General features: G+C 71.3%; 15 protein-coding genes. 5 read left to right on the top strand and 10 right to left on the bottom strand.

Translation table 11 applies throughout. From position 1 onward, the window contains the following. Positions 1 to 36 precede the first annotated feature (36 nt). The 4 genes from WME79_RS34460 to WME79_RS34475 all read right to left on the bottom strand — a co-directional run bounded on the left by WME79_RS34460 (position 37) and on the right by WME79_RS34475 (position 3,469). The gene (locus WME79_RS34460; protein ID WP_437523543.1) at positions 37 to 459 is read right to left on the bottom strand and encodes a hypothetical protein; all 423 of its coding nucleotides are present in this window, start codon (positions 457 to 459) and stop codon (positions 37 to 39) included. 34 nt (positions 460 to 493) lie between these two features. After that, positions 494 to 997 carry a hypothetical protein gene (locus WME79_RS34465; protein ID WP_437523545.1) on the bottom strand — a complete coding sequence of 168 codons (504 nt, stop codon included), beginning with the start codon at positions 995 to 997 and terminating at the stop codon, positions 494 to 496. 152 nt (positions 998 to 1,149) lie between these two features. Continuing rightward, positions 1,150 to 2,145 carry a hypothetical protein gene (locus WME79_RS34470; RefSeq protein ID WP_437523548.1) on the bottom strand — a complete coding sequence of 332 codons (996 nt, stop codon included), beginning with the start codon at positions 2,143 to 2,145 and terminating at the stop codon, positions 1,150 to 1,152. 721 nt (positions 2,146 to 2,866) lie between these two features. Beyond that, on the bottom strand, positions 2,867 to 3,469 hold the full coding sequence (locus tag WME79_RS34475; RefSeq protein WP_437523550.1) for an STAS domain-containing protein: 603 nt from the start codon (positions 3,467 to 3,469) through the stop codon (positions 2,867 to 2,869). A 255-nt stretch (positions 3,470 to 3,724) separates the two neighbouring features. Here WME79_RS34475 and WME79_RS34480 point away from each other — a divergent pair, with 255 nt between their 5' ends. Further along, positions 3,725 to 4,297 (top strand): hypothetical protein, encoded by a 573-nt coding sequence (locus WME79_RS34480; protein WP_437523553.1) that lies wholly within the window; start codon positions 3,725 to 3,727, stop codon positions 4,295 to 4,297. A gap of 82 nt (positions 4,298 to 4,379) precedes the next feature. Here the strand turns inward: WME79_RS34480 and WME79_RS34485 are convergent, their stop codons facing one another. From WME79_RS34485 to WME79_RS34495, 3 genes are all read right to left on the bottom strand, one after another. After that, positions 4,380 to 5,309 carry a Uma2 family endonuclease gene (locus tag WME79_RS34485; RefSeq protein WP_437523556.1) on the bottom strand — a complete coding sequence of 310 codons (930 nt, stop codon included), beginning with the start codon at positions 5,307 to 5,309 and terminating at the stop codon, positions 4,380 to 4,382. A gap of 332 nt (positions 5,310 to 5,641) precedes the next feature. Continuing rightward, the gene (locus WME79_RS34490) at positions 5,642 to 6,172 is read right to left on the bottom strand and encodes a methylated-DNA--[protein]-cysteine S-methyltransferase (RefSeq protein WP_437523559.1); all 531 of its coding nucleotides are present in this window, start codon (positions 6,170 to 6,172) and stop codon (positions 5,642 to 5,644) included. Further along, positions 6,153 to 7,667 (bottom strand): AlkA N-terminal domain-containing protein, encoded by a 1,515-nt coding sequence (locus WME79_RS34495; RefSeq protein WP_437523562.1) that lies wholly within the window; start codon positions 7,665 to 7,667, stop codon positions 6,153 to 6,155. The genes WME79_RS34490 and WME79_RS34495 overlap by 20 nt, the downstream gene beginning before the upstream one ends. Positions 7,668 to 7,999: 332 nt before the next feature. Between WME79_RS34495 and WME79_RS34500 the strand changes: the two genes are divergently transcribed. Further along, positions 8,000 to 9,049, top strand: a complete 1,050-nt coding sequence (locus tag WME79_RS34500) for a Glu/Leu/Phe/Val dehydrogenase dimerization domain-containing protein (RefSeq protein ID WP_437523565.1) — start codon at positions 8,000 to 8,002, stop codon at positions 9,047 to 9,049. Between the two features lie 3 nt (positions 9,050 to 9,052). On the opposite strand, the gene WME79_RS34505 is transcribed toward WME79_RS34500, so the two are convergent. Next, entirely contained in the window at positions 9,053 to 10,801 is a 1,749-nt protein-coding gene (locus WME79_RS34505; protein WP_437523568.1) for a carbon starvation CstA family protein, read from the bottom strand. Positions 10,802 to 10,877: 76 nt separating this feature from the next. Continuing rightward, positions 10,878 to 11,435 carry a DJ-1 family glyoxalase III gene (locus WME79_RS34510; RefSeq protein ID WP_437523572.1) on the bottom strand — a complete coding sequence of 186 codons (558 nt, stop codon included), beginning with the start codon at positions 11,433 to 11,435 and terminating at the stop codon, positions 10,878 to 10,880. A gap of 234 nt (positions 11,436 to 11,669) precedes the next feature. On the opposite strand from WME79_RS34510, the gene WME79_RS34515 reads away from it, so the two are divergent. Then, positions 11,670 to 14,147: an SUMF1/EgtB/PvdO family nonheme iron enzyme gene (locus tag WME79_RS34515; RefSeq protein WP_437523574.1), complete on the top strand. Its 2,478-nt coding sequence runs from the start codon at positions 11,670 to 11,672 to the stop codon at positions 14,145 to 14,147. Positions 14,148 to 14,312: 165 nt separating this feature from the next. Here WME79_RS34515 and WME79_RS34520 read toward each other — a convergent pair whose 3' ends face one another. Then, a complete protein-coding gene (locus WME79_RS34520) occupies positions 14,313 to 15,872 on the bottom strand; it encodes a hypothetical protein (protein ID WP_437523577.1) in 1,560 nt (519 codons plus the stop codon). A gap of 478 nt (positions 15,873 to 16,350) precedes the next feature. Between WME79_RS34520 and WME79_RS34525 the strand changes: the two genes are divergently transcribed. Together WME79_RS34525 and WME79_RS34530 are read left to right on the top strand one after the other, a co-directional pair. Next, complete coding sequence (locus WME79_RS34525; protein ID WP_437523580.1) at positions 16,351 to 17,325, top strand: NAD(P)-dependent alcohol dehydrogenase; 975 nt, start codon at positions 16,351 to 16,353, stop codon at positions 17,323 to 17,325. Between the two features lie 13 nt (positions 17,326 to 17,338). Next, positions 17,339 to 18,298 carry a helix-turn-helix domain-containing protein gene (locus WME79_RS34530; protein ID WP_437523583.1) on the top strand — a complete coding sequence of 320 codons (960 nt, stop codon included), beginning with the start codon at positions 17,339 to 17,341 and terminating at the stop codon, positions 18,296 to 18,298. The last annotated feature ends 16 nt before the right edge of the window (positions 18,299 to 18,314 follow it).

An 18,314-nucleotide genomic window follows, 5' to 3' on the forward strand; every position in this document is an offset into this window, starting at 1 on the left:
CGGTTCATTTCTCGCTCGATCAACGTGATCGGTGTCCTAGGCCTTCACGGGCAGCCACACTTCGTCAAAGCTTTCGAAATCCTTCGATCGAACGACGAGGACTTCCGGGTCCGCGCTTTCCATGATCTTCACGATGCCCGCTTCGATGCGGGCGCGCTGTTCCGCGCTTTCGTACTCACCGTGGGGAGCCCAGACGGGCGTGTGCGGCGCCGCTGACACGCCCCAAAGCGATAACACGTCGGGCAAAGTTCCGTCCGGAACTCCCTGCAGCGCAACCAGGCGATCGCCGAACTTCCCGAGCAGCCATTGCTCGGCCATGACGCGAAAGAACACCGTGCAGGGCGGGTGTGAAAACTGGCATACGCCTTCGCGCGGGCCGTCGTGCCAATCCCAGGTGACTACCTGTTGGATCTGCCAACCCCGTGGGTCCGTATCTCGCAAGAGGGTGCTAGCTGACATCGCTTCGCCTCGCCGCGTTCGCAGGTCGGATCTATCACGGGCTCGGTGTCTCGACGGGTGAGGACCGAGTGATCCGGTACAGCGTATCCGGTGGGGAAAAATGCTGCGTGTCAGCGATGAGTACCGCCGGGAAATCATCGAGCCCGATCTCGCGCAGCTGGTCTAGCTGTGAGCTGTCCATGAGAGCAAGGTCTAGTCGAACGACATCTCTCAGCTCGAAGATGGCGTTCGCCAGCGCCATGAGCAACTGCAACCGGTCCGTCGATCTTACCGGAAGACCGAGCTTGCTTTCCGGCGCGTAATCGAGGCCGTCGATCAGATAGCTGGCATTGTGCTTTGCTGGTCCGTCGGTGACGCGAATTGCCGTGACCGATGGCGCCGACAGATCCGTCACGAATTTACCGATGGTTCGACGCAGCGTGGACTTCTCGACCGTGAACAGGCCGAGAGGAGTGCGCTTCGACACTGCTGCGAGATGTGCCTCGAAGATGTCACACCCGCCGACCGTAGCGACTGCACCGAGGATGTCGTTCGACAACGGCCAAGACAAGCAAACGCGTTCCGCAACGTCAAGATTCTCGAAGCCGCTCCTGGCTCGTGCAGTCAGACTGTATGCAATTGGATTGATGCGGCAGCGCGTCTCGCGCGCTGCCCTGGTTAGGCGCAGCGGGCTCCGCGGTTGGCCCGTGATCACTCGGCGATGTGGGTCAGCAGCGAGCCTGCCACCGGCATGAACTCGTTGATCTTCATCGGCGCCACGCCGGTCGTGAACTCGTACGGGCCCACGATATGAATCACCTCTACGCTGGAACCACCGCCTTCGCCGCCCGCACCGCCCACGCCGCTCGTGCTGCTCGCGCTCGTGCTGCTACTCGTGCTGCTCGCGCTCGTGCTGCTGCCGCCGCCGCCGCCGTCGCCGCTCGCGCCCCCGGCGCCGCCCTCGCCCCAGGCGCCACCCTCGCCGCCTGCGCCGCCGTCGCCGCGCTCGCCGCTCGGGCGCCCGGCGCTCCGCTGGGCGCTCGGACCTCCGGCGCCGGGAGCGGGTTTCGTGACGGTGATGGAGTCGACGTAGATGACGGTCGGGTTGGCCCAGGGCCCCGTGTTGGCCGCATTGATCATAAGTCCGAGCATCTTCGCGGTGGTGCGGTTGAAGTTGGGATTGCCCGGGGCCAAGGCCTCGACATCGATCACGATATCCGTCCACTCGTCCAGGTCGGCGATCGGATTCCAGGCATACCCGATGGGCGCATACACCAGCTCCGGCCCGTTTTGCACGAAGGCCTGCACGCCGCCGTTGGAGCCGGCCTGGGTCTTCACGCGAAACGTGACGGTGGCGCCGGTCACGTCGACCGTCTGGTCCCAGACGATGATGAACTGCGTCCATTGCCCCGCCCTCGTGAGCGGCACGGAGAGCCGCGCGCAACCAGGGCAATGCTCGGCCGGGTCGGCAATGGCTCCACCCGCGCCATCGCTGCCGCCCTCGCCGGCACCGCCGCCGGTACCGCCGCCGGCAGCCCCTGCGCCGCTCGCGCTGGTGCTCGCGCTCACCCAGCCCGACGACGTGCTGGGGGGGAAAGGGAAACCCCCTCCACCATCGTCGCTGTACGAGCCATTTTGGGTGCAACCCAGCGTGGCGAACGCGCCGATCAGCAACCCAACCACCGCCGAAGAACGCACTGTTCTCATCCTGACCCCTCCTGGATTCACTCCGCGAGGCACCGCGGCCGATGCCGCCGTTCGCCTTCAGCGGCTCCCCACCGCGCCCGAGCCCCTCCGAACCAACCCCCGCACATGACGAGGCTATCCTGGACAGATGGCCTTCTCAACAGCCTGAACGGCAAAATCCGTCACCAGGGCTCAACGCGTTTGTCGTTTATCGACGCTGGTTCTGCTGAAAGCGCGGCAGCCACCAAAAACCACATTCGGAGTCAAGCGGAGCACCGCGCCGCAGCCACACAAGACCACCCCTGAAGTCGACCGGAGCGCCACGCGGCAGCTACATGAGATCACCTGCCGAGCTGTTCGAGAGCGCCGCGCGGCAGCCACATCAGATTACCTCCGGAGCCGATCCAGAGCGCCGCACGGCAGCCTGAGAGAGCCGAGCAGCGCTCTCCCACATATCCATCGCTTTCGCCTCCGCGCCGGTGGTGCGGCTAGGACAAGCAAACGCGTCCCGCAAAGTCGAGATTCTCGAAGCCGTTCCTGGCTCGTGCAGTCAGACTGTATGGACCAGTCGACAAGACGTGTCTTATGCGATCAAGCTGGCCCCCACACACCTAAGCCGCCTGCAATCACCGCTGCTTCATGTTCAAGCGGGAAGCGTCGTACCGTATACCTGTACCATACTGAGGCTATCGCCACTTGACTTGGCCCTGTCTGCGGCGACGGCAACGGCGATCGACGCCCATCACCCCGAGGCCCGCGCGAAGCGCTCGATGGCCTCGCGCACGCTGCTCAGCGTGGTCAGCCCCGTCACCTCGAAATCAGCGTGCACGATGGTCCTCGCCAGCTCGCTCCCGATCCCCGTCAACGCGCAGCGTGCGCCGAGCAGCTGCACCGCGCCGGCCAGCCGGAGCAACCACCGCACCGTGTCGATGTCCATCCCGCTCAGGCCGGTCACGTCCACCACCACACAACGCGCGCCGCGCTCCGACACGGCCGCGAGCAGCGCGTCAAGCACCCCCTCGCTGCGCTCCGCGCTCATGATCCCCATGAGGGGCAAGCAGAGCACCCCACGTCCCACCTCGATGATCGGGCTGGAGATCTCCCGGATCGCGGCCCGCTGCAGCTCGATCGTCGTGCGCGCCTCCTCGAGCTCGTCGCGGTAGACCGCATTCCGGCGCCGCTCCCGGACGAGCACCTCGAGCATGGCGTTGATTCCCTCATGCACCGGAGCGAGCGAGTCGTCGGCCGGCAGCGCCTCGAGCCTTCCATTGTACGCGCCCTCACGAACCTCGGCGAGGAGCGCGAGGATGGGCGCAAGCGCCTGGTGTCCCTTGTCTTCCGCCACAGGAGAGCTCACCTTCCCCCCGTAAACCTCCATGACATACCACGGCAGGTGGTGAGCGGTCCACGGAGGCGGCGCGCGCCTGACCGGCTCCGACTGGCTCCGCCATGGCCCCCCGTTCGACCGCCGCGCTCTGCGCCGTGCGGCCAGCGCGCGTGACCCGGTGCACGCGGCCTCGACGAGGCTGGACAGGTATTGCTACCATGATCGTCCGGCCGCGCGGCTCGCGCCCGTACCGCCTTGCCGAGAGAGGGGCTCATGCAAGCGTTCAAGGCCACACGAGACGGTATCGAGGTGCGCGGCCAGGCCATCGCCGGCCTGACCATGGCGACGGGCTCGTATTCTGGCCTGGCGCTTAAAATCCTGGCCAGGCACGGGATCCGGGAGATCGATGTCAATGCCTGGTACCCCCAGCAGGCCTGCCTCAACGTGTACCGGGACGTGCTCCGCGAGATCGGGCCGCAGACCATGTTCCAGATCGGCAGATACATCCCCGACAACGCCCTGTGGCCCGAGGAGATCAAGGACGTCGAGGCCGCGTTCCGCTTCATCGACGTCGCTTATCACATGAACCATCGCCTGAACGGGGCGCCCATGTTCGATGTCCAGACGGGCGCGATGGCGGAGGGCATCGGCCACTTCCGCTGCGCGCGCGTGGGCAAGCGCCGTATCGACGTGGTGTGCGACACCCCCTACCCGAGCGAGAACGACCGCGGCGTCATCGTCGGCTGCGGCCGCAAATTCGAGCCGACGCTCGACGCGGTGCTCGACGAGAGCCAACCTACGCGCCTGCGCGGCGCCAGGTCCTGCACGTTCATCACGACCTGGTGAGCCCCCCCGTCGCCGTCAGCAGATTGGTTGGCTCGTCGGCAGGTTTCGACGGACGCCGCACAGCGGCCGCGCGCTTACGGGGTCAAGGCCAGCGTCGTTCGCGCTTGAGCTGCTCGCGCAGGGTGGAGAGCTCCGGTCCGGCCATGGCCTCGAGGGTCGCCTCGCGTTCCGGTGACAGGGCGATGCCGAGCACCTCGCAAAGATCCCGCACCGCGATTCGCAGCCCCCGGGTGTGCCCTTCTTTCCTGCCCTCGTTTCGGCCTTCTTTCCTGCCCTCGTTTCGGCCTTCTTTCCTGCCCTCGTTTCGGCCTTCTTTCCTGCCCTCGTTTCGGCCTTCTTTCCTGCCCTCGTTTCGGCCTTCTTCCCGGACCGCCTCGATGTCTTCATAGCCCCTGCGCTGGAGCAGGTTGCGCAGGGTCGCCTCGTGCGCGGCCTCGCGGTCGTAGAGCGCCTCGACGAGCACCGGGTTCTTCAGCACGCCCGGCGCGAGCAGCACCTCGCCCGGCAAGGCCACCCGCGCCGGCAGGCGCCGGAGCCTCTGCGCGCCGGCGCTCGCCTGCGCCCTCCGCTCCGGCGCCTTCTGCCTGGCCGAGATGGAGGCATCATAAACCTCGACGCGACGCGCGCCTTGAAGGCGCACCACCCAGATCCAGCGCGTGCCGGCCGCCAAGAGCTCGTCGATCTTGCTCTGCAGCTCCATCTCGTCCTGGCCGGTGTCCGCGTACTCGACGGCGAGCGGCGGCGCTTCGGTGGCCCAGCCGGGCTCGTCCGGGATGGGGCCGACGGCGATGTCGGGGGCGCGCAGCATCTCCGGCTGCGGCGAGACGCCGAGATCGACGGCGGCAGCCTCGGCGAGCGGATCGCTGTCGAGCACGCCGAACCCGGTGCCGTTGCGCCGGCCGCCGCGGCGACCGCTGGGCAGGCACTCGACCAGCCGGCCCTCCGACAGCTCGTAGGGGTCTCCCGGGCGGAGCTCGTCGGCGGTGACGGGGTGGCGTGGCGGTGCAGTCATCGAAATTCTCATGTGGATCTATTCCGGGTAGGGCCCGGCGTCCATCAGGCCGCGTGCGAGCAGGCGTGGGCAGACGTCTGGCTGTCCGTGGGCAGACGTCTGGCTGTCCGCCTGCGTGGACGGACGCCGCACGGCTGCCGCGCGCTTACAGGGTGAAGACCAGCGTCGTTTGCGCATGAGCCATTTGCGCCACGCGCTCACGGCGGTGGCGATCATGGCGCCGGCGAAGATGACCGCCCAGGGGAAGGAGACGACCGAGCTGCCAATCGATGCGATCGCGGCGCCGAGCGGACAGGTGAAGTGCGTGATCCAGGGCGCCGTCGAGGAAGCGACTATCCGACGATCGCGGCGCTGCTCGGAGCAACGAAGTACGCGCCTTCGTGCGCGAGCAGCCACCGCTTCCTCTCCAGGCCGCCGGCATAGCCCGTGAGCTCTCCGCCGGCCCCGATGACCCGGTGGCACGGGATGATCAGACAGACCGGATTCCGGCCGTTCGCCAGGCCGACCGCGCGGGACGCCGACGGCTGGCCGAGAGACGCAGCGATCTCGCCGTAACTCCGCGTGGACCCAGGAGAGATGCGCCGGACCTCCGCCCAGACGCGGCGCTGGAAGACGGTGCCGCCAGGCTCGAAGGGGACGTCCGTGAGCGCGCCGAGGTCGCCGCCCAGATAGGCCCTCAACCGGCCGGAGAAGCCGCAGGGATCCGCGGCGCTGTGGAGCGCGACCGCGCCATACCGCGCCTCCAGCGAGCGGCGTAGGCGCGGCGCGCAGTCCGCGAAATCCAGCGCGTGAATCGCGCCGCCCCCGGCGGCCACGAGCATGACCCCCATCGGCGACTCGACCTCATCCAGCGAGAGATCCATTCGATACCTCCGTCTCTGCGGGCCGCGCGCCCTGCGCGTCCGCCGTCCACAACAGCACCGCGGCATAGGCGCGCCACGGCCGCCACGCCTCGGCCATCGCCGCGAGATCTGCGCCGGAGATGCCGCCGAGCGCGCGCCGCAGGCCGAGATCCGTGGCCGGGAACGCGTCCGGCTCGCGCAGCGCGCGCATCGCGATGTAGTGCGCGGTCCACGCGCCGACGCCCGGGACCGCGCAGAGCGCGCGCACCGTCTCCTCCAGGCCGCGCGAGGCGTCGAGCGCGACCTCGCCGGAGGCCACGCGCGCCGCGAGCGCCGTGATCGTCGCGGCGCGGGCGCGCGGCAGGCCGAGGTCCGTCAGATCGGCCGCGGCGAGCGCCTCGGGCGCCGGGAAGACGAAGCGGAGCCCCTCGGCGCCCTCGGGCAGGCCGCCGCGGACCGCGAGCGGCTCGCCGTGCCGCTCGACCAGGCGGCCCGCGAGCTGCGTCGCGGCGCGGACGCTCACCTGCTGGCCCAGGATCGCCCGCACCGCGAGCTCGAAGCCGTCCCACGCGCCCGGCACACGCACGCCCGGCATCGCCAGGACCCGCGGGGCGAGGCGCGGATCGGCCCCGAGGTGCGCGGCGATCGCGTCGGGATCGGCGCCGAGGTCGAAGAGCCGCCGCAGCCGCTCCGCGCAGTGGATGAGCCCCTCGGTGCCGGGCAGCCGCAGCCGCGCGAGGAGGTACGGCTCGCCGGGCGCCGGGCGCACCTCGACGACGCCGTGCCCGCCGGCGACGCGCACCGTGCGGCGGTACGCGCCGGGGCCCGCCGACTCCACGCCGGGGATCGCGCGCGCCCCGAGGAAGCCCGCGAGCGCGCCCCAGTCGAGCGGCGGCCGGAACGGGAGGCGGAGCGCGATGTCCGGCGCACCGCCCGCCCCTCCCCCGCCCCGCTTCGCTACGGCCTTTCGCAGCTCGCGCGGCGAGCGCGCGTAGACGGCGCGGATCGCGTCGTTGAAGCGGCGGACGCTGGAGAACCCCGACGAGAGCGCCACCTCGGTCATGGAGAGCGCTGTCTCGTCGAGGAGCTTCTTCGCGAAGAGCAGGCGCCGCGTCTGCGCCACCGCGAGCGGCGAGGCGCCCACGTGCCGCAGGAAGAGCCGCCGCAGGTGGCGCTCGCCCACGCCGAGCCGCGCCGCGAGCGCCGGGGCGTCCGCGTCGTCGAGCGCGCCCTCCGCGATGAGCCGGAGCGCCCGCGAGACGAGGGCCGACGTGCCAAGCCACGCGGGCGTCCCGGGCGAGGCCTCGGGGCGGCAGCGCAGGCACGGGCGGTAGCCGGCCTCCTGCGCGGCGGCCGCCGAGGGGAAGAACACGCAGCGCTCGCGCTTCGGCGTGCGCGCGGGGCAGATCGGGCGGCAGTAGACGCCCGTCGAGCGCACCCCCGTGAAGAAGCGACCGTCGAAGCGACGATCGCGGGTCTCGAGCGCTCGGTAGCACGCGTCGTCGTCGATCCGCATGCATGGCGTCGTAGCGCGGGTGCCGCTGCGGCTCTGGCGCTTTTCGGACCTGTGAGGGCGGACGGGTCCCGCCGCCCTGATCGCCCCACCAGGGATCCGGAGAGAGAATTCAACGCAAAGGCGCAAAGGCGCAAAGGCGCAAAAAAGAACAAATATCGTGCATTTTTGCGTATTCGCGCTCCTGGCGTCTTTGCGTTCAATCTCTCGCCGCTTGCGAGGCAGATCCCTGGCAGGATTTCTGACCCGCGGTTTAGCTGCCGGGCCGCTGCGCGGGACGCCCGCCGAGCGCGCCGGCCCAGGGGGTCGCCGCGGAATGGTACGCTCGGCGCAGCATGAAGAGCATGTTCGACACCCTTGCCACCATGGGGCACGAGCAGGTGCTGTTCTGCGCGGACGAGCCCGCGGGCTACCGCGCGATCATCGCGATCCACAGCACCGCGCTGGGCCCGGCGCTCGGCGGGACGCGGCTCCTCGGGTACGCGAGCGACGAGGAGGCGCTGGTGGACGCGCTGCGCCTGTCGCGCGGCATGACCTACAAGAACGCGCTCGCCGGGATGGACGTCGGCGGCGGCAAGGCCGTCGTCCTCCGCAGCGGCGCGGAGCCGCTCGACCGGGAGAAGCTGTTCCGCGCGCACGGGCGCTTCATCGAGCGCCTCGGCGGCAGGTTCATCACCGGCGAGGACGTGGGCACCACCCCCGCGGACATGGAGCTCATCCGGCGCGAGACGCGCCACGTGAAGGGCCTCGCCGGCGAGGGCGGCGACCCGTCGCCGTGGACCGCGCGGGGCGTGCTCCGCGCAATCCAGGCGGGGGCCCGCCACCGGTGGGGCAGCGACGAGCTCGCGGGCCGGACCGTCGCGCTCCAGGGCTGCGGCAGCGTCGGCGGCCGGCTCGCGGCGGAGCTCCACCGGCTGGGCGCGCGGCTGCTCGTCGCGGACGTCGACCCGGATCGCGCCCGCCACGTCGCTGCCGAGCTCGGCGCCACGATCGTGCCGCCGGACGCGATCGCCTCGGTCCAGGCCGACATCTTCGCCCCGTGCGCGCTCGGCGGCGTCCTCGACGACCGCGCCGTGCAGGAGCTGCGGGCCGAGATCGTCGCGGGCGCGGCCAACAACCAGCTCCTCGATCCGCGTCACGGCGACGCGCTCGCCGCGCGCGGCGTCCTCTACGTCCCCGACGTCGTGGCCAACGCAGGCGGCGTGCTGAGCGGCGGCGCGGATCTCTTCGGCTGGTCCCGCGCCGAGGTCCACCGGCGCGTCCAGGCGATCTACGACACGGTCCTCAGGGTCCTCGAGATGGCGGCGAGCGATGGCGTATCGCCGCAGCTCGCCGCCGAGCGGCTGGCCGAGGCGCGCCTGCGGGAGCGCGCCGCGGCGGGGTGATCGCTACCGCGTCAACGCGCCTGGGCCAGGCGCTGGCTCGGCCGCCGGGCCGTTCTTCAGCGCCTTCACCGACTCGACCATCAGCGACACCGCTAGGCCGATCAGCGCGAGCCCCACGACGCCGTTCATCGTCGTCGCGTTCAGCGCGAACCCATCGGCTGCCACGGCAGCGAACGCGGTCCGCACCTGGAGGATGAGGGCCCACACGGTGATCGTCATGACGAACACCATCGGGACCGCCGTGTACCAGATGCGCCGCTTCTCGCGGTGCAGCCAGACGGTGACCGCGAGGAGCGTCAGCGCCGCGAGCAGCTGGTTGCTCGTGCCGAACAGCGTCCAGAAGTCGAGGTACGCGGGCCGCACGCCGGGCGCGGGCGGGCGCGCGGTCATGATGAACAGCGTGGGCGGCGCCAGCGAGATCGCGGTCGCGGCCGCGGACGCCACGCGCCCCTTCCAGTTGAACAGCTCCTGGAGGATGTAGCGGGCGAGGCGCGTCGAGACGTCGAGCGTGTCGAACACGAAGGTGGAGAACGCCATGGCGCCGAACGTCGCGGCGAACAGGAAGTGCTCCTTGCCGATGATGACGGTGAGGAACTTGCCGATCCCGTCGCCGTAGATCTTGCCCGGCCCGGGCAGCTTCGTCCCCTGCGCCACGATGACGAGCGTCGCGAGCGCGATCAGCGCGACGAACGCCTCGGCCAGCATCGCGCCGTAGCCCACCGGGTGGGTGTGCGTCTCCTTCGAGATCTGCTTCGACGTCGTCCCCGAGCAGACGAGCCCGTGGAAGCCGGAGCAGGCGCCGCAGGCGATGGTGACGAACAGGAACGGGAAGAGCATGCCGGTCGCGCCGCCTGCGTTGAACGTGGTGAACGCGGGCTGCCGCAGCTCGAACTCCCCTGGGTAACGGAGGTTTCCAAAGAAGATCCCGATCACGCCCACCGCGAGCGCGATGTAGAGGACGAACCCGCCCAGGTAGCCGCGCGGCTGGAGCAGCAGCCAGACCGGCAGGAGCGAGGCGATGAGGCAGTAGACGAGGATGATGAGGCCGAACGCGCGCTGCGGGTTGTCGAGCGGCAGGACGAACGCGGTCGAGATCTTCGTGCCGAGCCAGACGACGCCGAGCGTCGCGGGCACGAAGATGAGCGTGGTGAGCCAGAGCGGCGGCTTGAGGTACTTCTCGACCACGCCCATGACGATGGAGAGGCCGAGGTAGGCGGCGCTCGCCGCGGCGACGGCGCCGCCGGGGTTGAACTGAAACGTACCGCCCTCGAACTCCTCGGTCTTGCCGACGAAGGTGCTCGCCGTGATGTCCGTGAAGGCGACGATCACGTAGGCGAGCGCGAGCCAGATGAAGATCATCATCGACAGCCAGGCGCGCCGGCCGATGTGCCGCTTCGCGATCTCGGCGACGCTCTCGGCCTCGTGGCGGACGCTCGCGATGAGCGCTGAGAAGTCGTGCACCGCGCCGATGAACACGACGCCGAGCGCGATCCAGAGGATGCACGGGAGCCACCCGAACGCCTGACCGGCGAGGATGGGGCCCGCGATCGGCCCGGCAGCGGCGATGGCGCTGAAGTGCTGCCCGAAGAGGTAGAACGGCTTCGTGGGGACGTAGTCCTCGCCGTCGTTCACCTTCACCGCGGGCGTCACGACGCCGTCGTCGAGCGCGTAGTTGCGCGCGACGATCCTCCCGTAGAAGCGGTAGCCAAGGCACAGCACGACGATGACGGTCAGAGCGAGCAGCGGCAGCACGCGGCGGAGTATACGCGCCTTCCGCGGGCGACGGTGAGCCTGCAAACGCGGGGCGGCAGAGGGCCGCCGATCTCGCTCAGGCCGGCAGCATCATCGGCGCCCGCACCTTCGCGGCGATCTCCTCGCCACGGAGCCGCGCGACGAGCGCGAGCGCGAACGCCATCGCGGTGCCCGGCCCCTGGCTCGTGACGAGCTGCCCGTCCTCGACGACCGGGCTCGCGACGAGCGCGCCGTGCGCCGACACCACGCCGTTCACCGACGGGTGGCACGCCATCCGCCGGCCCTGGAAGAGCCCGTGCGCCGCCAGCGCGAGCGGCGCGGCGCAGATCGCCCCGACGACCCGGCCCGCCTGCGCTTGCGCGTGAAGGCGCTCCCCGACGGCCGGCGAGGCGGCCAGCCGATCGGCCCCGCCCTTGCCGCCCGGGAGGACCACCACGTCGAAGTCGCCCGTCACCGCCGAGAGATCCGTGTCCGGCACGAGGCGCACGCCTCGGCTGCAGCGCACCGGACCCGGGCCATCGAGCCCGGCGAGGACGACCTCGACCTCGGCGCGGCGCAGGACATCGACGATGATCGTCGTTTCCATCTCCTCGGCTCCCTCGGCCAGGATCACGAGCGCTCGCGGCATCTTCATGAGCGCCGGCATGGGGCCGCGGGCTGCCGGGTGCAAGCCGGATGCACCCCGGACGCTGGGTGGACGCAAGCCGGACGCAGGCGGAGCGAGCGCATGCAAGCGGATGCAAGCAGATGCAAGCAGATGCAAGCTGAGCGAGCAGATGCAAGCCGCGCGAGCGCGTGCGCGCGCTGACGGAAGCGGGCGGCGCTGAAGCCCCTTTGCCTGGGCACGTCGACGCGCTAGGAGCGGGGCATGGCGGAGCCGTCCGACGATCCGTTTGGCCTCTCGGGGCAGACCATCGAGGGGAAATACCGCGTCGCCGCCGTCATCGGCGACGGCGGCTTCGGCGTCGTCTACCGCGGGATGCACGAGGGCTTCGGCGAGCTCATCGCGATCAAGTGCCTGAAGCTGCCGGCCTCGCTCGACGCCACGGAGCGCGACGCGCTGCTCGAGACGCTGCGGGGCGAGGGGCGGATCCTGCACCGGCTGTCGCGGGCCACGTCGGGCATCGTGCAGGCGCTCGACGTCGGCGCGTTCACCACCCAGGCCGGCGTGTGGGTGCCCTACCTGGTGCTCGAGTGGCTGGAGGGCCAGACCCTCGGTCAATACCTCCGGGAGCGGCGGGAGCGGGGCGAGGCCGGCATGTCGATCGCGGAGGCGATCCAGCTGCTCACGCCGGCCGCGCGCGCGCTGGCCGTCGCGCACGCCCACAAGGTCGCGCACCGGGACGTGAAGCCGGCGAACCTGTTCCTCACCCACGTCGGCGGGACGCGGACGCTGAAGGTGCTCGATTTCGGCATCGCCAAGGTGCTGTCCGACCACCCGACGTTCACCGAGGCGCTCGCCGCGACCCGGCAGGGGCCGAGCGCGTTCACGCCGCGCTACGGCGCGCCCGAGCAGTTCAACAAGGCCCGCGGCGCGACGGGCCCGTGGACCGACGTGTTCGCGCTCGGGCTCATCTTCGTCGAGCTCGTGAGCGGCAGGCGCGCCCTCGAGGGGGACGACCCCACGCAGCTCTACGTCGCCTCGGCCGACCCGGCGGTGCGGCCGACGCTGCGCGCGCGCGGGCTCCCGGACGCGCCCGAGGCGATCGAGCGCGTGCTCGACAAGGCGCTCGCGATCGAGCCCAAGCACCGCTTCACGAGCGCTGGCGAGTTCTGGGACGCGCTCGTGGCCGCGGCGCACGGTGAGCGCGCGGGGGCTTTCGCGGGTCGTGGAGGTCCCTCCGCGGAGCAGGCGGCGGGGCTGTCGACCGCGGAGTACGCGGCCGCGCAGGGGCTCGGCGTGGCCGTCGGGCCGAGCGAGCCGACGATGCTCGCCGACGCGCACGCGCCTGCCCCGGCGCGGCCTGCCGTCGTCAAGGTGAGCCAGGGCGCGAAGGAGCCGCAGGCCGCCGGCGCGACGGGCGGCGCAGCGCCTCGGGCGAGAGACGGGGCCGGCGCGCTGGCGACGGGGGGCTCCAGGACCGCGCAGGTCGAGGACTCCATGATCGAGACGGTCGCGCCCGCCAGACCCCCTGCGGCCGGCGCGATCCCGCAGCCTGGCGCGGCCCCGCACCCCGGCGCGGCCCCGCATGCCCAGGCCGCGGCGGGCGGGCCACCGCACGCCGCGCCGCCGCACGCCGCGCCGCCGCGCCGCCGCAGCACCGCGCGCGCGGCGCTTCCGTGGTTCGTGGCGGCGCTCGTGCTCGGCGGCGCCGGCGCAACGGCGTACGTCCTGACGCGAGCGCCCGACAAGAAGCCGGCGAAGGCGCCGGCTGCGCGCGCCACCGCGACGTCGTCCGCCGGGCGCGCCGCGACGGCCGCGGCGGGCGTGCCGGCGCCCGCCACCGCCGCGCCGACCGCGAGCGCCTCGGCCGCGGCGCCTTCCGCCGCGCCCGCTGCACCCGCGGCGCCGCCGGCGGACATGGTCTTCATCGGGCCCATCTCGACCACGATCGGCGCCGCGGGCGAGGCGCGCCAGGTGACGCTCACCCGCGGGTTCTACATCGATCGCAACGAGGTGACCGTCCGCGCCTACCGGGCCTGCATGCAGCAGCGCATGTGCTCCACGGCGGATCACGTCTCGCTGACGCCCGAGCTCCTGCCCGGCGCGCAGGCGCCGGCGACGCCCGAGGAGCAGCGAGAGGTCGAGCTCTGGACGCGGCGCTGCAACGAGCCCCGCAACGCGACCGGGCACCCGATCAACTGCGTCGACTACTCCCAGGCCGAGAGCTACTGCCGCTTCCGGGGCCGGCGGCTGCCCACCGAGGCGGAGTGGGAGGTCGCCGCGCGCGGCGCGGCCGGCCGGGCCTTCGTCTGGGGCGACGAGACGCCGACCTGCGAGCGCGCCTGCTACGATCGCAACGAGAGCTGCCTCGCGCGCGGCGCCGACGTCTCGACCTGCGCGTCCGGCGCCCACCCGAGCGATCGCACCCCGGAGGGCATCTACGATCTCGCCGGCAACGTGTCCGAGTGGGTCTCGGACGGCCTCGTCTTCCCGCCGCCCGGCGGCGAGAACCCGCAGGGCGACCCGTCCTTCCCGCTCAAGGTGGTGCGCGGCGGGAGCTTCCTGGACGGCCCCGAGAAGCTCTCCGCCACGTACCGCACCGCCGCGGCGCCGGTCACCGCACACGCGTGGATCGGCTTCCGCTGCGCCATGGATGCGCCGGCGCAGGAGGGCGCCGCCGAGCAGCCGCCCGCCCCCGCGCCGCAGGCTGCGCCGGCCGAGCAGGGAGCGACGGCCCCCTGAGCTGAAGCGCCGTGCCGCCGTAACCGCCCGACCAACGCCCTCGTGACCACCCCGTCGGGGCCGGTTACCAGTCCCCATCGCGACGAAGGAGGAGGCGATGGCGTTGGTCGGGCAGTTACCGCGAGAGCCGCATTGCCGGGGCACAGCGCCCCGGCGCGACGATGCTCAGAGGCTCAGCCGACCGAAGCGCGACACCGCGCCGTTCGTCCAGCCGCCCGCGCTGCCGCCGCTGTCGCCCGCGGAAACGTAGACGCTCTTGGCGTCGCTGCTCGCCGCGACGCCCGTCGCGAAGCCGAGCCCCTGGGTCGGGGCGATGTCGGTGCAGCCGGCGACGCCCTGGCCGATGCAGCCGGCGAAGAAGAGGTCGCCGTTCGTCGCCCTCTTGAAGTGCGCGATCGTGCCGCCGCGCGAGGAGAGATAGACGCTCTTGCCGTCTGCCGTGACCGCGACCCCGCTCGGGCCCGACAGCGCGGAGCTCGGCGCGATGCTCGTGCACTGGCTGTTGCTGCTGCTGATGCAGCCGGCATACGCGATATCGCCGTTCGCGGCCCGCCGGAAGTGCGCCACCGTGTTGGTGGCGCCGACGTAAACGCTGGTGGAGTCCGGGCTCGCGCCGATGGCGGTGGCCTCGTAAATAGGGTTCGGCGCCGCGAGCGTCGCGCAGCCCGTCAGCGTCTGCCAGGTGCTCGAGCGGCCGACGCAGCCCGCGTACGACAGGGCGCCGCTCGCGTCCCGGCGGAAGTGCGTGATGGCCCCTGGATCCATGGATATCGCATAGAGGCTGCCGCCGTTCGCCGTGACGGTGATGCCGCGCGGGTTGCGGAGCTCGTTGGCGGCCCCGGGGGTCGAGGCGCAGCCGGACACGCCGTCACCGATGCAGCCGGCATAGGCAAGGTCTCCGTTCGTGGCCCGGTCGAAGCGGTAGACCACGCCTCGCCCGGTCGTCGCGATGGCATAGACGCTCTTGCCATCGGCGCTCGCGGCGAGGCTCGTCGTATCCAGGATGGACGCGCCGAGCACCACAGCGCACTGGCTGCCGCTCAGCCCGCCGATGCAGCCCGCATAGGCGAGGTCCCCGTTCGCGCTCCTCCGGAAGTGGGCGACCGAGCCATACGCGGAGAGCGTGTACACGCTGCCCTGCAAGCTCACCACGGATCGAGGCGCAGAGAGCGGCTGGGCCGGTAGGATGCTGGCGCACCCGCTGACGCCCTGGCCGATGCACCCTCCGTACACCAGCTCGCCGGACGCCTGCCGCCGGAAATGGGCGACAGCGCCGGCCGAGCTCCCGCCCGAGGTCACGTAGACGCTGGAGCCGTCGGGGCTGACAGCGACGGCGGACGCCGACTTGATGGGGTTCGGCGTGCCGACCGAGGTGCAGCCGCTGCCCTGACCGTAGCAGCCGTTGAACGCCAGATCCCCCACGTTGGCGCAGGACTGGCCGCAGATGCTGCCGACCTCCTGGACACAGGTCGAATCCCAGGCGACGGTGCAACAGAACGAGTCCACGGCGCAGACGCTCGCCGCGCACGGGTCGCAGGACGGCGCGAGCGCGCCGCCGGCGTCACACTGAGAGTGGGCGCAGAGCGCCTGCTCGGTCTCGGCGACCTCCTCGCCCACCGTCGCGTCGTCGACGCCCTCGATGGTCTCCGCCTGATCGCTGCCGCAGCCGATGAAAGCGATGGTCCAGATGCTGAGCGCTACCGTCATGTTCCGTTGAATCGACATGGGTTCTCTCCTCACGTGTTCCGCGAGGGAGTCCGCAATCGCCGTGCCAGCGCCGAGATCCGCCTGTTCAGGGGCCCTGCGATGGCACGTGCGGCGCGCCGGATCGAGCGCGACACGCCGAGGACAGCGGACGCCAGGTCGCTCGTCACGGCCAGATTCACAAGGCCCGTCGAGCGGCGCCCTGTGCGCCTGTCGCGCGCCCGTCACACCGCGCCGCCCCACCCGAGGTCTCCAAGGCGACAGCACCGGTCACGCCGTCCACCGCTGCGCGCCCTGCGGCACGGGTGGGAGGAGCACGGCCGGGTGTCGAGCCCGCCGCCTCCGAATCGCCGCCTGCGGCGCACAGACCTCCCCAGCGAGGCCAAACGGACATCCATCGCCGCCTGCGCGCCCGCGCTGAGCACATCCCGGAAAGAGATCCATCTTTCCCGGATCCGATGCTTTCGGGCACCCCCGACGCGTCCTTAGTCTGCTCCGTATGCAGATGAAGGCAGCCGTCTACGAGCGATACGGTTCTCCATCGGTCCTCGAGCTGCGCGAGATGCCCGCGCCGGAGCCGCGGGACGATCAGGTGCGCATCCGGGTGCATGCGACAACGGCGACGGCGGCGTGCCAGATGATGCGGCGAGGCGACACGCTCATGGCGCGGGTCGTGCTCGGCCTCTTCCGGCCGCGGCGGCGCTTCCGGGTGCTCGGGATCGAGGTCGCCGGCACCGTGGAGCGCGTCGGCCGGCGCGTCACGCGGTTCCGCCCCGGCGATCGCGTGTTCGGCTTCACCGGGTTCGGGTCCGGCGGGTACGCGCAGTACGTGTGCCTGTCCGAGGACGCGTCGATCGCGCACGCCCCCGCCGGCCTGAGCCACGAAGAAGCGTGCTCGCTGGTCGACGGACCGACCACCGCGCTCTACTTCCTCCGCGACCGGGCGCGGCTCCGGACCGCCGAGCGGATCGCGATCGTCGGCGCGTCCGGGAGCATCGGCACGGCGGCCGTCCAGGTCGCGCGGCACCTCGGCGCGGAGGTGACGGCGGTCTGCAGCGGGCCGAACGCAGAGCTCGTGCGCTCGCTCGGCGCGCACCACGTCGTCGACTACACGCGAGACGACTACGCGGCGCGCGCCGACGCGTTCGACGTCGTGTTCGACACGGTCGGCGCAAGCTCGTTCGCGCACGCGCGGCGCTGCCTCTCGCGCGGAGGCCGATACCTGATCACGGTCGGGGGCCTCGGGCTCTACCTGCTCGATGCGTGGAGCCGGATCTTCGGGAGCAGGAAGCTCGTCTTCGGAATGTCCGTCGACAAGAAGACCGCGCTCCCCGAGGTCTCGGAGCTCGTCGCGCGCGGAGCGCTCCGGCCGGTCATCGACCGGCGCTACGCGCTCGAGGCCATCGCGGATGCGCACAGGTACGTCGAGACACGACGCAAGCGGGGCAACGTTGTGATCGAGGTAGGCGCGTGATACCCCGGATCGCGTGGGCACACTCGACGCATTGAGGCTCGAGTCGATCGAGCAGATCCACGGTCTCATCGGGCGCCCGCCGCCCGCGCATCCGCTGGTCTCCGTGATCGCCGCGTCGTGGCAGGAGCCGCTGCGCATCGAGATCCCGATCCTCGGGCGCCCCATCGAGTCCGGTCTCTACGTGATCAGCCTGAAGCGCGGGGACGAATGCCACGCCGAGTTCGGGCGACAGGTGCACGACGGGCAGGAGGGCATCATCGTCTTCGCGTCACCGGGCCAAGTGATCACGCCGATCGGCGGCGAGAGCGAGCTCGCCCACGAGGGTGAGGGCTGGACCGTCGTCTTCCACCCCGACGTGCTACGCGACACGCCGCTCTCGGACGCGATGCACCAGTACCGGTTCTTCGGCTACGCGACGCACGAGGCGCTCCACCTCACACGACCGGAGCGAGAGACGTTCACGGGCCTCGTCCGGCAGATCGAGCGCGAGTCCTCGGTCCCTCCCGACTCGTTCGCGCCGGACGTGCTCTCGGCGCAGCTCCAGCTCCTCTTCACGTACTGCCAGCGCGCGTACGCGCGCCAGCTCGAGGTCCGAGCGCGGGCGGGCGGCGTGGCGGAGCGACTCGACCGCCACCTCGACGCGTGCTTCGCGTCGGCCGCGCAGGTCGAAGGCGGGCTCCCCACGGTTCGATCCTGCGCGCGCGCGCTCGGGTACTCGCCCGACTACCTGAGCGATCTCCTCCGCGCGGAGACGGGAACGAGCGCGCGCGACCACATCCACCGAGCCCTCATCGAGGCCGCCAAGGCACGGCTCCTCGCATCGGACGCGAGCGCGAGCGCGGTGGCCTACGCGCTCGGATTCGAGCACCCGCAGCACTTCTCGAAGCTCTTCCGGCAGAAGACCGGACAGTCGCCCGGCGAGTGGAGACTTGCGGCGAAGAGACCGAAGACGCGCCGCGAGACCTCGGCGTGATCTGACGCGCCGCACA

The sequence above is a fragment of the Sorangium sp. So ce726 genome (assembly GCF_051521405.1).
In the GTDB taxonomy this organism is placed as follows: domain Bacteria; phylum Myxococcota_A; class Polyangia; order Polyangiales; family Polyangiaceae; genus Sorangium.